11 protein-coding genes are annotated in these 12,865 nt (G+C 71.9%); 9 read left to right on the top strand and 2 right to left on the bottom strand.

The features are described from left to right. Nucleotides 1-75: 75 nt before the first annotated feature. Together H9624_RS05070 and H9624_RS05065 are read right to left on the bottom strand one after the other, a co-directional pair. The gene (locus tag H9624_RS05070; RefSeq protein ID WP_251838758.1) at nt 76-1,362 is read right to left on the bottom strand and encodes an isochorismate synthase; all 1,287 of its coding nucleotides are present in this window, start codon (nt 1,360-1,362) and stop codon (nt 76-78) included. Between the two features lie 11 nt (nt 1,363-1,373). Further along, nucleotides 1,374-2,063 carry a demethylmenaquinone methyltransferase gene (locus H9624_RS05065; RefSeq protein WP_251838757.1) on the bottom strand — a complete coding sequence of 230 codons (690 nt, stop codon included), beginning with the start codon at nt 2,061-2,063 and terminating at the stop codon, nt 1,374-1,376. Between the two features lie 143 nt (nt 2,064-2,206). Here H9624_RS05065 and H9624_RS05060 point away from each other — a divergent pair, with 143 nt between their 5' ends. The 9 genes from H9624_RS05060 to nuoH all read left to right on the top strand — a co-directional run bounded on the left by H9624_RS05060 (nt 2,207) and on the right by nuoH (nt 12,777). Continuing rightward, the gene (locus H9624_RS05060; RefSeq protein ID WP_251838756.1) at nt 2,207-3,499 is read left to right on the top strand and encodes a geranylgeranyl reductase family protein; all 1,293 of its coding nucleotides are present in this window, start codon (nt 2,207-2,209) and stop codon (nt 3,497-3,499) included. Nucleotides 3,500-3,569: 70 nt separating this feature from the next. Continuing rightward, on the top strand, nt 3,570-3,929 hold the full coding sequence (locus H9624_RS05055; RefSeq protein WP_251838755.1) for an NADH-quinone oxidoreductase subunit A: 360 nt from the start codon (nt 3,570-3,572) through the stop codon (nt 3,927-3,929). 10 nt (nt 3,930-3,939) lie between these two features. Further along, nucleotides 3,940-4,494 carry a NuoB/complex I 20 kDa subunit family protein gene (locus tag H9624_RS05050; protein WP_251304085.1) on the top strand — a complete coding sequence of 185 codons (555 nt, stop codon included), beginning with the start codon at nt 3,940-3,942 and terminating at the stop codon, nt 4,492-4,494. After that, complete coding sequence (locus H9624_RS05045; RefSeq protein ID WP_372435098.1) at nt 4,491-5,297, top strand: NADH-quinone oxidoreductase subunit C; 807 nt, start codon at nt 4,491-4,493, stop codon at nt 5,295-5,297. Before H9624_RS05050 ends, H9624_RS05045 begins: the two co-directional genes overlap by 4 nt. Further along, nucleotides 5,297-6,640 carry an NADH-quinone oxidoreductase subunit D gene (locus H9624_RS05040; RefSeq protein WP_251838754.1) on the top strand — a complete coding sequence of 448 codons (1,344 nt, stop codon included), beginning with the start codon at nt 5,297-5,299 and terminating at the stop codon, nt 6,638-6,640. Before H9624_RS05045 ends, H9624_RS05040 begins: the two co-directional genes overlap by 1 nt. After that, a complete protein-coding gene (gene nuoE / locus H9624_RS05035; protein WP_251838753.1) occupies nt 6,640-7,461 on the top strand; it encodes an NADH-quinone oxidoreductase subunit NuoE in 822 nt (273 codons plus the stop codon). Before H9624_RS05040 ends, nuoE begins: the two co-directional genes overlap by 1 nt. Continuing rightward, nucleotides 7,458-8,774, top strand: a complete 1,317-nt coding sequence (nuoF, locus tag H9624_RS05030) for an NADH-quinone oxidoreductase subunit NuoF (protein WP_251838752.1) — start codon at nt 7,458-7,460, stop codon at nt 8,772-8,774. Before nuoE ends, nuoF begins: the two co-directional genes overlap by 4 nt. Beyond that, nucleotides 8,771-11,407 carry an NADH-quinone oxidoreductase subunit G gene (locus H9624_RS05025; RefSeq protein ID WP_251838751.1) on the top strand — a complete coding sequence of 879 codons (2,637 nt, stop codon included), beginning with the start codon at nt 8,771-8,773 and terminating at the stop codon, nt 11,405-11,407. Before nuoF ends, H9624_RS05025 begins: the two co-directional genes overlap by 4 nt. Continuing rightward, on the top strand, nt 11,407-12,777 hold the full coding sequence (nuoH, locus tag H9624_RS05020) for an NADH-quinone oxidoreductase subunit NuoH (RefSeq protein WP_504740242.1): 1,371 nt from the start codon (nt 11,407-11,409) through the stop codon (nt 12,775-12,777). Before H9624_RS05025 ends, nuoH begins: the two co-directional genes overlap by 1 nt. Nucleotides 12,778-12,865: the final 88 nt, after the last annotated feature.

Here is a 12,865-nt window from a genome sequence, read left to right as displayed (position 1 = left end):
ATGGGTGAAGATCGCGGCCGACGCTCAGCATCGGCCGCAATTTTCACCCATATGCGATGTCGTTCGGGGTGGGGGTCAGGTGGTGAGGGCGCTGCGCATGGGACGGAGCTTGGCCTCCGACTCGCGGACCTCGGCCGCCGGGTCGGAGGCGGCGACGATCCCGCAGCCGGCGAACAGGCGCACCGAGCGCGGGCCGGTGACCTCCCCGGAGCGCAGTGCGATGCCCCACTCGCCGTCGCCGTCGGCGCCCATCCAGCCGACGGGGCCGGCGTAGCGGCCACGGTCCATCCGCTCGGTCTCGGCGAGCACCTCGACGGCGCGCGGCGTCGGCGTCCCGCCCACGGCGGCCGTCGGGTGCAGCGCCGCCGCGAGCGCGAGCGAGCTCGGCGCGGTCTGCCGGTCGACGACGCCGGTGACGTCGCTGGCCAGGTGCATGACGTTGGGCAGGTGGAGGACGAAGGGCGAGTCGGGCACGTTGAAGCTCGAGCAGTACGGCCCCAGCGCCTCGGCGACGGACTGGACCGCGAGCTCGTGCTCGCCCAGGTCCTTGGAGGAGCGGGCGAGCTCCGCCGCGTGACGCAGGTCCGCGGCGTCGTCACCGGTGCGCTGGATCGTCCCGGCGAGGACCCGGCAGGCCACGAGGCCCTGGTCGCGGCGCACGAGGAGCTCGGGGGTCGCGCCCACGAGCGCGTCGACGGCGAAGGTCCAGCACGTGGGGTACTGGTCGGCGAGGTTGCGCAGGAGGTGGCGGACGTCGACGTCGGCGCTCGTGCGGGCCACGACGTCACGGGCCATGACGACCTTCTCCACCGTGCCGGCACGGATGGCGTCGACGACCTCGGCGACCGCCTCCTGCCACTGCGCGCTCGTGAGGGCGCCGTCGGCGAAGGTGACCTCGCCGGGCCCGGTGACGGGGACGACGTCGCCGCGGCTGTGGGCGAGCGAGGGGTTCGGGCCCAGCCCCGCCGGGCCGACGACGGTGAGCCAGCTGCGGCCCTCGCGGCGGCCGACGACGACGCGCGGGACGACGAGCGTGCCGCCCGCCTGCGAGCGGCGGGAGAAGGCGAAGGAGCCGAAGGCGACCGGTCCGGTGCCCGGCACCCCGACGGCGTCGCGCACGACCATCGCGTCGGCCGTCCGGCGCCACCACGCGTCGGCGTCGATCATCCGCGTCGCGCCGGAGGTGTCCACGCGGGCGGCCACGCCCCAGCCGACGAGCCCGTCACCGCGGCGGACCCAGCTCGCCGTCGTCGTGACGTCGGGGCGGGGGAGGAGGTCGAGGAGGTCGCCGGGGTCCGCGATGGGGACGGTCCGGGCGAGCAGGGGGACGGGCGCCGGGTCCCCGGCGGGTGCGGACGACATCGTGGCGGTCCTCAGCGGGTCGCGCGGTGGAGCGCGACGATGCCGCCGGAGAGGTTGCGGTAGCCCACCGAGCGCCAGCCCGCGCCGGCCACGAGGTCCGCCAGGCCGCGCTGGTCGGGCCAGTCGGTGATCGACTCGGCGAGGTAGCCGTAGGCGTCGGTGTTGGAGGACACCAGCCGCGCCACCCGGGGGAGCACCTGGGTGAGGTAGAAGCTGTACAGCACGCGGAAGGGCCCGAAGGTGGGCCGGGAGAACTCGCAGATGACCAGGCGCCCGCCGGGCCGCGTCACGCGCCGCATCTCCCGCAGTGCGAGGTCGGTGTCGACGACGTTGCGCAGCCCGAAGGAGATCGTCACGACGTCGAAGGACTCGTCGGCGAAGGGGAGCCTCGTCGCGTCACCGGCGACGAAGCTGAGGTCGGGACGGCGGCGCTTGCCCACCCCGACCATGCCGGTGGAGAAGTCGCAGGGGACGACGGCGACGCCGGCGTCCGCGTAGGCCTCGCTGGAGGTGCCGGTGCCCGCGGCGAGGTCCAGGACCCGCATGCCCGGCTCGGCAGCGACCGCGCGCCGGGTGGCCACGCGCCACGCGCGGTCCTGCCACAGGGAGAGGATGTCGTTGGTCACGTCGTAGCGCTTGGCCACGGCGTCGAACATCCTCGCCACCTCACGCGGCTGCTTGTCCAGGTCGGCTCGGCTCATGAGGGCATTGTCCCAGGGCGCGCCCCCCGCGCCTGGTTAGGTCACCCTAAGCGGTTCGCGCGTCGCGAACTTTGTAGACTGCGGGTGCATCACGGTGCCGTCTGGACGCCGGTGAGCAACCATGACGAACCAGGAGAGGTGACGTGCGCGCAGCCCACGATGACGCCGACGTCATCGTTGTCGGCGCAGGTCCCGCCGGATCGGCCACCGCGCACTACCTCGCCCAGACCGGCCTGGACGTCCTTCTCCTCGAGAAGGCCACCTTCCCCCGCGACAAGATCTGCGGCGACGGCCTCACCCCGCGCGCCGTCGCCGAGCTCATCCGCATGGGCGTGCCCACCGAGGAGTCCGACGGCTGGATCCGCAACTGGGGGCTGCGCACCTACGGCGCCGGCCACCGCATCGAGATCCCCTGGCCCGAGCTCGCCGAGATGCCGTCCTACGGCCTGGCCCGCTCCCGGATGAATCTCGACGAGACCCTCGCCCGGCACGCCGCCGCCAGCGGTGCGCGGCTGCGCGAGGGCGTGGCCGTCACCGGCCCCGTGCGCCACGAGCGCTCGGGCCGCATCCTCGGCGTCACCACCCGCTCGGTGGACGCCAAGGGCCGGCGGACGGGGGAGGAGCGCTCCTACCACGCCCGCATCGTCGTCGACGCCGGTGGCGTCTCGGCCCGGCTGGCCACGACGATGGGCATCGAGAAGAACGACAACCGCCCCATGGGCGTCGCGATCCGCACCTACTTCAGGAGCCCGCGCCACGACGACCCGATGATGGAGTCGCACCTGGAGCTGTGGGACGGGGAGCCGGGCCGCTCGAACCTCATGCCGGGCTACGGCTGGATCTTCGCCCTGGGCGACGGCACGGTCAACGTCGGGCTCGGCTCGCTCAGCTCCACCGCCAAGCCCACGAAGCTCGACTACAAGGGCCTGTTCGCGACGTGGATGCGCAATGCGCCCGCCGAGTGGGAGTTCACCCCCGAGAACCAGGTGGGCGAGCTGCGCAGCGCCGCCCTGCCGATGGCCTTCAACCGCAAGCCGCACTACTCCCAGGGGATGCTGCTCGTCGGAGACTCCGGCGGCATGGTCTCCCCCTTCAACGGCGAGGGCATCGCCTACGCGATGCAGTCCGGCCGGATCGCCGCCGACGTCGTCTCCCAGGCCCTGGCCCGGACCACGCCCTACGCGATGGAGAAGGCGCTGCGGACCTACCCGGCGATCCTCGCCGACGAGCTGGGAGGCTACTTCACGATGGGCCAGGTCTTCGCCCGCCTCATTGAGCGGCCGGAGATCATGCGTGCCTGCGTGAAGTACGGTCTCCCACGGCCCGTCCTCATGCGTTTCGTCATGAAGCTCCTGTCGGACGGCTTCGACCGCCGCGACGGGGACTGGATGGATAGGCTCATCGCGGCACTGAGCAGGGCGGTGCCCGCATCGTGAGGCAGCGAGACGGACACCCGAGCAGCCGGAGGGCCACGCCCACCGCGTACCGAGAAACCACGGAGGCACGATGAACCCCTTCGTCCCCATCCTCGTCATGGCGGCGGCAGCCGCCGCACTGGCGATCGGCGGCCTCGCGGCGAGCGCGGTCATCGGGCCCAAGCGCTACAACCGGATCAAGGTCGCGAACTACGAGTGCGGTGTGGAGGCCACCCCGCGCGCCACGGGTGCCGGCCGCTTCCCCATCAAGTACTACCTCGTGGCCATGACCTTCATCGTCTTCGACGTCGAGGTCATCTTCCTCGTGCCGTGGGCCATCGCCTTCAGTGAGCTGGCCGCCTTCGGCCTCGTCGCCGCGCTCGCTTTCATCGCCATCATCACCGTGCCTTTCGCCTACGAGTGGCGGCGCGGCGCCCTTGAGTGGGACTGAGGAGGACAACATGGGTCTGGAAGAGAAGCTCCCAGCGGGGTTCATGCTCACGACCGTGGAGAAGGCCGTCGGGCTGGCCCGCAAGGGCTCGATGTGGCCGGTCACCATGGGTCTGGCGTGCTGCGCCATCGAGATGATGGCCGCAGGCACCCCGCGCTTCGACATCTCCCGCTTCGGCATGGAGGTCTTCCGCGCGTCCCCGCGTCACGCCGACCTCATGATCGTCTCGGGCCGCGTGAGCCAGAAGATGGCGCCCGTCGTCCGGCAGATCTACGACCAGATGGCCGACCCCAAGTGGGTCATCTCGATGGGCGTGTGCGCCTCCAGCGGCGGCATGTTCAACAACTACGCGATCATCCAGGGCGTCGACCACCTCGTGCCCGTGGACATCTACCTGCCCGGCTGCCCGCCGCGGCCGGAGATGCTCATCAACGCGATCATGGCGCTGCACGACCAGGTCAAGCACGAGCCCCTCGGTGCCAACCGTGAGGCCGTGGCCCGTGCGGCGGAGGAGGCGGCGCTGGCCGCCACTCCCACCCACCAGATGAAGGGGCTGCTGGCGTGAGCGAGCGCGAGGACGAGAAGAAGTCCGCCGCCGACGTCGTCAAGCCGGGTACCGGCGAGACGGGCGCGCAGTCGACGACCGAGGCGGCCCTCGAGGCCGCCGGGCAGAACATCCCCGCCGGGCCCGTCGGCGGGCGCCGCGCGCTGGAGGTCGTCGACGTCCGCCGCGGCATGTTCGGCGTCCACGGCAGCGGTGACACCTCCGGCTTCGGTGGCCTCGTCGCCACCGTCGCGATGCCGCCGGCCGCCGAGCGGCCCTACGGCAGCTGGTTCGACGAGGTCGTCGACATCCTCGTCGAGCTCCTCGAGGCCGACGGCGTCGACCCGGACAGCGCGATCGAGAAGGTCGTCGTCGACCGCGGCGAGCTGACGATCTTCCTCGCCCGCGAGCACCTGCGCCGCGTGGCCCAGTGGCTGCGTGACGACCAGGACCTGCGCTTCGAGCTGTGCATGGGTGTCTCGGGCGTCCACTTCCCGGCCGACGTCGACCGCGAGCTCCACGCCGTCTACCACCTCATCTCCCTCACCCACGGCCGCCAGCTGCGCCTGGAGGTGGCCGTCGCCGACGCCGACCCCCACGTGCCGACGATCGTCGACATCTACCCCGGCAACGACTGGCACGAGCGGGAGACCTGGGACCTCATGGGGATCGTCTTCGACGGTCACCCCTCCCTCGCGCGCACCGCGATGCCCGACGACTGGGTCGGTCACCCGCAGCGCAAGGACTACCCGCTGGGCGGGATCCCGGTCGAGTACAAGGGCGGGACGATCCCGCCGCCCGACACCCGGAGGTCTTACAGCTGATGGCCGACCACACGAACCTGCACGCCACCGGGCCCGCGCTCGACTCGCAGACCGGCCCCGAGTTCACCGCCGACGGCGGCGACTGGGCGGCCATCGCCGCCGAGGCCGAGCGCCTGGGCGAGGAGCGCATCGTCGTCAACATGGGACCGGTGCACCCCTCGACCCACGGCGTGCTCCGGCTCATCCTCGACATCGAGGGTGAGACCGTCAACGAGCTGCGCGTCGGTACCGGCTACCTGCACACCGGTATCGAGAAGAACATGGAGTACCGCAACTGGACCCAGGGCGTGACGTTCTGCACCCGCATGGACTACGTCGCCCCGCTGTTCCAGGAGGCCGCCTACTGCCTCGGCGTGGAGAAGCTCCTCGGCATCACCGACGAGATCCCGGCGCGCGCGACCCTCATCCGGGTCCTCGTCATGGAGCTCAACCGCATCGCCTCGCACATCGTCGCGATCGCCACGGCCGGTAACGAGCTGGGCGCCACGACGATGATGACGATCGGCTTCCGCGGCCGCGAGGAGATCCTGCGGATCCTCGAGCACATCACCGGCCTGCGGATGAACCACGCCTACATCCGCCCCGGCGGCGTGGCGCAGGACATCCCGGCCGACACGATCGAGATGGTCCGCGAGCTGCTCCCCAAGGTGCGCCGCGACATCGGTGAGCTCCAGGACCTCACGATGGCCAACCCCATCTACAAGCTGCGTCACGAGGACGTCGGCCACATCTCGCTGGCCGCCGGCCTGGCCCTCGGGCTCACCGGCCCCGCGCTGCGCGCGTCGGGCTACCCGCTCGACATGCGCCGCATCGCGCCGTACTGCGGCTACGAGACCTACGACTTCGACGTCATCACCGACGACAGCTGCGACGCCTTCGGTCGCGTGCGCGTCCGCTGGGCCGAGTGCTACGAGTCGATGAAGATCATCGACCAGGTCCTCGAGCGCCTCGAGGCCACCCCCGGGCCGGTCATGGTCGCGGACAAGAAGGTCGCCTGGCCCGCGCAGCTGTCGATCGGCAGCGACGGCCAGGGCAACTCCCTGGACCACATCCGCGAGATCATGGGCACCTCGATGGAGTCGCTCATCCACCACTTCAAGCTCGTCACCGAGGGCTTCCGGGTCCCGGCCGGGCAGGTGTACCAGACCATCGAGCACCCGCGCGGGGTCCTGGGCGTCCACCTCGTCTCCGACGGCGGGACGCGGCCCTACCGGGCCCACTTCCGTGACCCGTCCTTCTCCAACCTGCAGTCGACGTCGATCATGAGCGAGGGTGGCCAGCTGGCCGACGTCGTCGTCACGCTGGCCTCGATCGACCCTGTCCTGGGAGGGGTGGACCGCTGATGAGCGTCGTCACCACGTACGCACCCGAGGTGGAGGAGCGGCTGCGCGGCGAGGCCGGGCAGATCATCTCCCGCTACCCGCAGGCACGCTCGGCCCTGCTGCCGATGCTGCACCTCGTCCAGTCCGAGGACGGTTACGTCAGCGCCCGCGGCATCGCGCTGTGCGCCGAGCTCCTCGGCCTCACCCGCGCCGAGGTCTCCGCGGTCGCGACCTTCTACACCCAGTACAAGCGCCACCCCAACGGCCAGTACACGGTCGGGGTGTGCACGAACGCGCTGTGCGCCGTCATGGGCGGCGACATCATCTACGACAAGGTCTCCGAGCACCTCGGCATCGGCCACGACGAGACCACCGAGGACGGTGTCATCACCCTCGAGCAGGTCGAGTGCAACGCGGCCTGCGACTACGCGCCCGTCGTCGTCGTCAACTGGGAGTTCTTCGACAACCAGACCCCGACGTCGGCCATCGAGCTCGTCGACGAGCTGCGCGCCGGCCGCCCGGTCACCCCCACGCGTGGGGCGGCGACCGTCGGCACCTTCAAGGAGATCTCCCACGTCCTCGCCGGCTTCGAGGACGGCCGCGCGGACGAGGGCGTGGGCGCCGGTCCGGCGACCCTCGCCGGGCTGCAGCTGTCCCGCGAGCGCGGCTGGACCGCCCCCGCGACCGACGAGGCCCGAGGCGGCGGCGCCGTCGAGGGCGGCACCGTCCCCAACCCCTACGGCAGCGCCGAGCGCCCGCCGACCACCCCTGACGACACCGACCCGGCGGGCAAGCGTGGCCCGGCCGGCGAGGGCGCCACGGCCGAGGAGGGAAAGCAGTGAGCCAGACGCAGCTGACTCCGATCCTGTCGGACATCTGGGACGCCGAGCGCTCCTGGAGCCTGGAGACCTACCGCTCCCGCGGCGGCTACCAGGCCCTGGCCACGGCCATGGACATGGCCCCGGGCGACGTCGTCGAGACCGTCAAGGGCTCCGGCCTGCGCGGCCGCGGCGGCGCCGGCTTCCCCACCGGCCTCAAGTGGTCCTTCCTCCCGGCTCCCGACGGCGGTCCCCGCTACCTCGTCGTCAACGCCGACGAGTCCGAGCCGGGCGCCTGCAAGGACGTCCCGCTCATGATGGCCAACCCGCACGCCCTCATCGAGGGCGTGGCGATCACGTCCTACGCCATCGGCGGCAACCACGCCTTCATCTACCTGCGCGGGGAGGTCGTCCACGTCTACCGCCGCCTCCTGGCCGCGGTCCGCGAGGCCCGCGAGGCGGGTCTCATCGGGACGAACCTGGGCCCGAACGGCGACTACAGCCTCGAGATCACCGTCCACGCCGGCGCCGGCGCCTACATCTGCGGTGAGGAGACGGCGCTGCTCGACTCCCTCGAGGGCCGCCGCGGCCAGCCGCGCCTCAAGCCGCCGTTCCCGGCGGTCGCGGGCCTCTACGCCCGTCCGACGGTCGTCAACAACGTCGAGTCGATCGCCTCGGTCCCCGGCATCCTGCGCGGCGGCACCGACTGGTTCTCCTCGATGGGCACCGAGAAGTCCGCCGGCCACGGCCTGTTCTCCCTGTCCGGCCACGTCGTCCGGCCCGGCCAGTACGAGGCGCCGCTCGGCATCACGATGCGCGAGCTCATCGACATGGCCGGCGGGATCCGCGCCGGGCACCGCCTGAAGTTCTGGACCCCCGGTGGCTCCTCGAGCCCGATCCTCACCGAGGAGCACCTCGACGTCCCGCTCGACTACGAGTCCGTGGGGGCGGCCGGCTCGATGCTCGGCACCCGCTCGCTCATGGTCTTCGACGAGACGGTCTCGGTGGTCCGCGTCGTGTCCCGCTGGACGGACTTCTACCAGCACGAGTCCTGCGGCAAGTGCACCCCCTGCCGCGAGGGCACGTACTGGATGAAGCAGGTCATGCACCGGCTGGAGGCGGGCAAGGGCCTGCCCACCGACATCGACCTCCTCCTCGACGTCTCGGCGAACATCGCCGGACGCTCCTTCTGCGCGCTCGGCGACGCGTCCGCCGTCCCGATCCAGAGCGGCATCAAGCACTTCCGCTCGGAGTTCGAGGCCGGCACGCACACCCCCGCGCACGAGCTCTTCCCGTACGAGGCCTCGGCCGTGTTCTCCGAAGTAGGTGCCCGATGACGACGACGGCTTCCACTCCCGCGACGACGGAGCAGCGCGACCTCCTCACCGTCACCATCGACGGCGTCGAGGTGGACGTGCCCAAGGGCACGCTCGTCATCCGGGCGGCCGAGCAGGTCGGCATCCAGATCCCGCGGTTCTGCGACCACCCCCTGCTCAAGCCCGCCGGCGCCTGCCGCCAGTGCCTCGTCGAGGTGTCCACCCCGGACCGGGAGGGCAACCTCCGCGCGATGCCCAAGCCGCAGACCTCGTGCACGCTCGAGGCCACCCCCGGCATGGTCGTCGCCACCCAGCACACCTCCGCCGTCGCCGACAAGGCGCAGCACGGGATGATCGAGTTCCTCCTCATCAACCACCCGCTCGACTGCCCCGTCTGCGACAAGGGCGGGGAGTGCCCGCTGCAGAACCAGGCGATGACGAACGGCCGGGCGACCACCCGCTTCGTCGACATCAAGCGGACCTTCCCCAAGCCGCTGAAGATCTCCAGCGAGATCCTCCTCGACCGCGACCGCTGCATCCTGTGCCAGCGCTGCACCCGCTTCTCCGACCAGATCGCCGGTGACCCGTTCATCGCGCTCCAGGGCCGGGGCGGCGGCACGCCGGGCCGCGACGTCCACGCGACGCACGGCTCGCAGATCGGCACCTTCGACGCCGACGTCCTCGACTTCGCCTACGAGGGCGGCGAGGCGCAGCGCGTCACCGACCGCGGCCTCAGCGGCCCCGTCGAGGGGGAGCCCGGCGTTGTCGTCGGCCTGTCCGCCGGCCCCGTCGGCGTCGCCGAGACCGACACGACCGGACGCCCGTTCTCCTCCTACTTCTCGGGCAACACGATCCAGATCTGCCCGGTCGGTGCGCTCACCTCCGCGACCTACCGCTTCCGTGCCCGCCCCTTCGACCTCATCTCGACGGAGTCCGTCGCGGAGCACGACGCCGGTGGCTCGGCCATCCGCGTCGACCACCGCCGCGGCGTCGTCGTGCGCCGCCTCGCCGGTGACGACGCCGAGGTCAACGAGGAGTGGATCACCGACAAGGACCGCTTCGCCTTCACCTGGCAGTCCGCGCCGGACCGCCTGGAGTACCCGCTCGTGCGGGACGAGGACACCGGTGAGCTCGTCGAGACGAGCTGGTCCGAGGCGCTCCACCTGGCCGCCCGCGGCCTTGAGCGCGCCCGCTCGGCCGGCGGCGTCGGCGTCCTGCCCGGTGGCCGCCTCACCCTCGAGGACTCCTACGCCTGGTCCCGCTTCGCGCGGACCGTGCTCGGCACCAACGACGTCGACCACCGGGCCCGCCCCTCCTCCGCCGAGGAGGCCGACTTCCTCGCGCGCCGGGTCGCCGGCGCCCCGACGGACGTCACCTTCTCCGCCCTCGAGCACGCCGGGCACGTCCTGCTCGTCGGCCTCGAGCCGGAGGAGGAGAGCGGGACGATGTTCCTGCGCCTGCGCAAGGGCGTCCTCGCCGGCACCGTCGCGGTGAGCACCGTCGCGCCCTTCGCCACCCGCGGCACGACCAAGCTGCGCGCCTCCCTGCTGCCGGCCGTCCCCGGCGCCGAGGCAGCCGTGCTCGACAGCATCACGCCCGACGCCACGGAGGTCGCCGCCGCCGCGGTCGCCACCGCGCTCACCGAGCCCGGCGCCGTCGTCCTCGTGGGCGAGCGCGCCGGTGCCCTGCCCGGCGTCCTCACCGCCGTCGAGCGTCTCGTGGACCGCACCGGCGCGCGCCTGGCCTGGGTGCCGCGCCGCGCCGGCGAGCGGGGCGCCGTCGAGGCCGGGCTGCTGCCCGCCCTGCTGCCCGGGGGACGGCACGTGTCCGACGCCGAGGCCCGCGTCGACGTCGCGGCCGCCTGGGGCGTGGACCGCCTGCCCTCCGCCGCCGGACGCGACCTCACCGCCATCCTCGAGGACACGGCCGCCGGACGCCTCGGCGGCCTCCTCGTCGGCGGCGTCGAGCTGCGCGACCTGCCGGACCCGGCCCTCGCGCGGCGCGCGCTGGCCGCCGCCGGCGTCGTCGTCCAGCTCGAGGTGCGCCGCAGCGAGGTCACCGAGCACGCCGACGTCGTCCTGCCGGTCGCCCCGCCCGTCGAGAAGGGCGGCACCTTCGTCAACTGGGAGGGTCGTCGCCGGCCCTTCGGGCAGGTGCTCGTCTCCCACCAGATGGCCGACCAGCGCGTCCTGGACGCCCTCGCGGCCGAGATGGGCACGAGCCTGGGCTGCGGCACGCTTGCCGACGTCCACGCCCAGCTCACCGAGCTCGCCGGGTGGCAGCCCGCGCAGGCGCCCGTCCCCGCACCGGTCAGCGCCGCGCCGGCCCCCGCGGTGGGCGAGCACCAGGCGGTCCTGGCCACCTGGAAGCTCCAGCTCGACGCCGGCCGCGGCCAGGACGGTGAGCCGCACCTCGCGGGCACCGCCCACCGCCCCGTCCTGCGCCTCTCGGCGGACCGCGCGGCCCGCCTCGGTGCCGTCGACGGGACCGCGGTCACCGTTCGCGGCCCGGCCGGTAGCATCACCCTGCCGCTGGCCGTCACGACGATGTCCGACGACATCGTCTGGGTCCCGGAGAACTCCCCGGGGTCCCACGTGCACGAGATGCTCGGCGCGGGCGCCGGCTCCCTCGTCGACCTGGAGGTGACGCGATGATGTTCGCGCCCATGGTGGTCAGCGACCCCACGGCCGCCCCGACCGCCGACTTCAGCAACGACACCTGGTGGATCTGGGTGATCAAGGCGGTGGCGATCATCGTCATGCTGCTGGTCTTCGTGCTCATCGCCATCTGGGCCGAGCGCAAGGTCCTGGCGCGCATGCAGACGCGGCCCGGCCCCAACGTGCACGGCCCCATGGGTCTGCTCCAGTCGACGGCCGACGCGATGAAGCTGCTCCTCAAGGAGGACATCAACCTCAAGGGCGCCGACCGCTTCGTCTACCTGCTCGCGCCGTTCATCGCCGCGCTGTGCGCCTTCCTCATCTACGCGGTCATCCCCTTCGGGCCCGAGGTGTCGATCTTCGGGATCGAGACCCCGCTCCAGCTCGCCGACTCCTCGGTGTCGGTGCTCTACATCCTCGGCATCACCGCCCTGGGCGTGTACGGCATCGTCCTGGGCGGCTGGTCCTCGAACTCGACCTTCCCGCTGCTGGGCGCCGTGCGCTCCTCCGCGCAGGTCATCTCCTACGAGCTGGCCATGGCGCTGGCCCTCGCCTCGGTCTTCCTCGTCGCCGGCTCCGCCTCGACGTCCCAGATCGTCGAGTCCCAGACCCGCGTGTGGTGGGCGATCATCCTGCTGCCCGCCTTCCTCATCTACCTCGTGTCGATGGTCGGTGAGGTCAACCGTCTGCCCTTCGACCTGCCCGAGGCCGAGGGTGAGCTCGTCGCCGGCCACATGGTCGAGTACTCCTCGATGAAGTTCGCGTGGTTCTTCCTCGCCGAGTACATCAACATGTTCAACGTCTCCGCCGTCGCCGCGACCCTCTTCCTCGGCGGCTGGCGCGCCCCCTGGCCGCTCTCGACGATCAACGACGGCATGTTCAACCAGGGCTGGTGGCCGCCGCTGTGGCTGATCGCCAAGATCTGGCTCGTCATGTTCTTCATGTTCTGGCTGCGCGGCACGCTCCTGCGCTTCCGTTACGACCAGTTCATGAACCTCGGCTGGAAGATCCTCATCCCCGCCGCCCTCGCGTGGCTCGTCGCCGTCGCCGTCGTCCAGGGGCTGCTCCAGTTCTCCGACATCGACCTGCGCACGATGCTCTTCGTCCTCGCCGGGATCTTCGTCGTCATCCTCGTCCTCACCCTCGTGTGGCCGGAGAAGAAGACGGAGCCCGACGCCGAGGAGGCGGCGCCCACGGGCGCTGACGGCGTCGTCGTCGACTCCGAGTTCGACGCCTTCGCCGGCGGCTTCCCCGTGCCGCCGATGCCGGGCCAGCAGCTCCCGCCCTCCCCGCGGCGCCGCCTCGCCGAGGCCGGCACCGCGACCCAGACCAAGTCGGCACCTGCACAGGAGGCCACCGATGAGTAAGCGGCAGGACCACGAGCCTGGCAAGGAGAACCTGCGCAAGCAGCTTGCCAAGCCCTCGAAGCGCCGGGGGGAGGTCGGCAAGCGGCTC

Origin of the sequence: Oceanitalea stevensii (genome assembly GCF_014837105.1) — a bacterium.
In the GTDB taxonomy this organism is placed as follows: Bacteria; Actinomycetota; Actinomycetes; order Actinomycetales; family Actinomycetaceae; genus Oceanitalea; species Oceanitalea stevensii.
The sequence above is the reverse complement of the archived record's forward strand: the minus strand, read 5'-3'. Positions and strand labels throughout refer to the sequence as shown.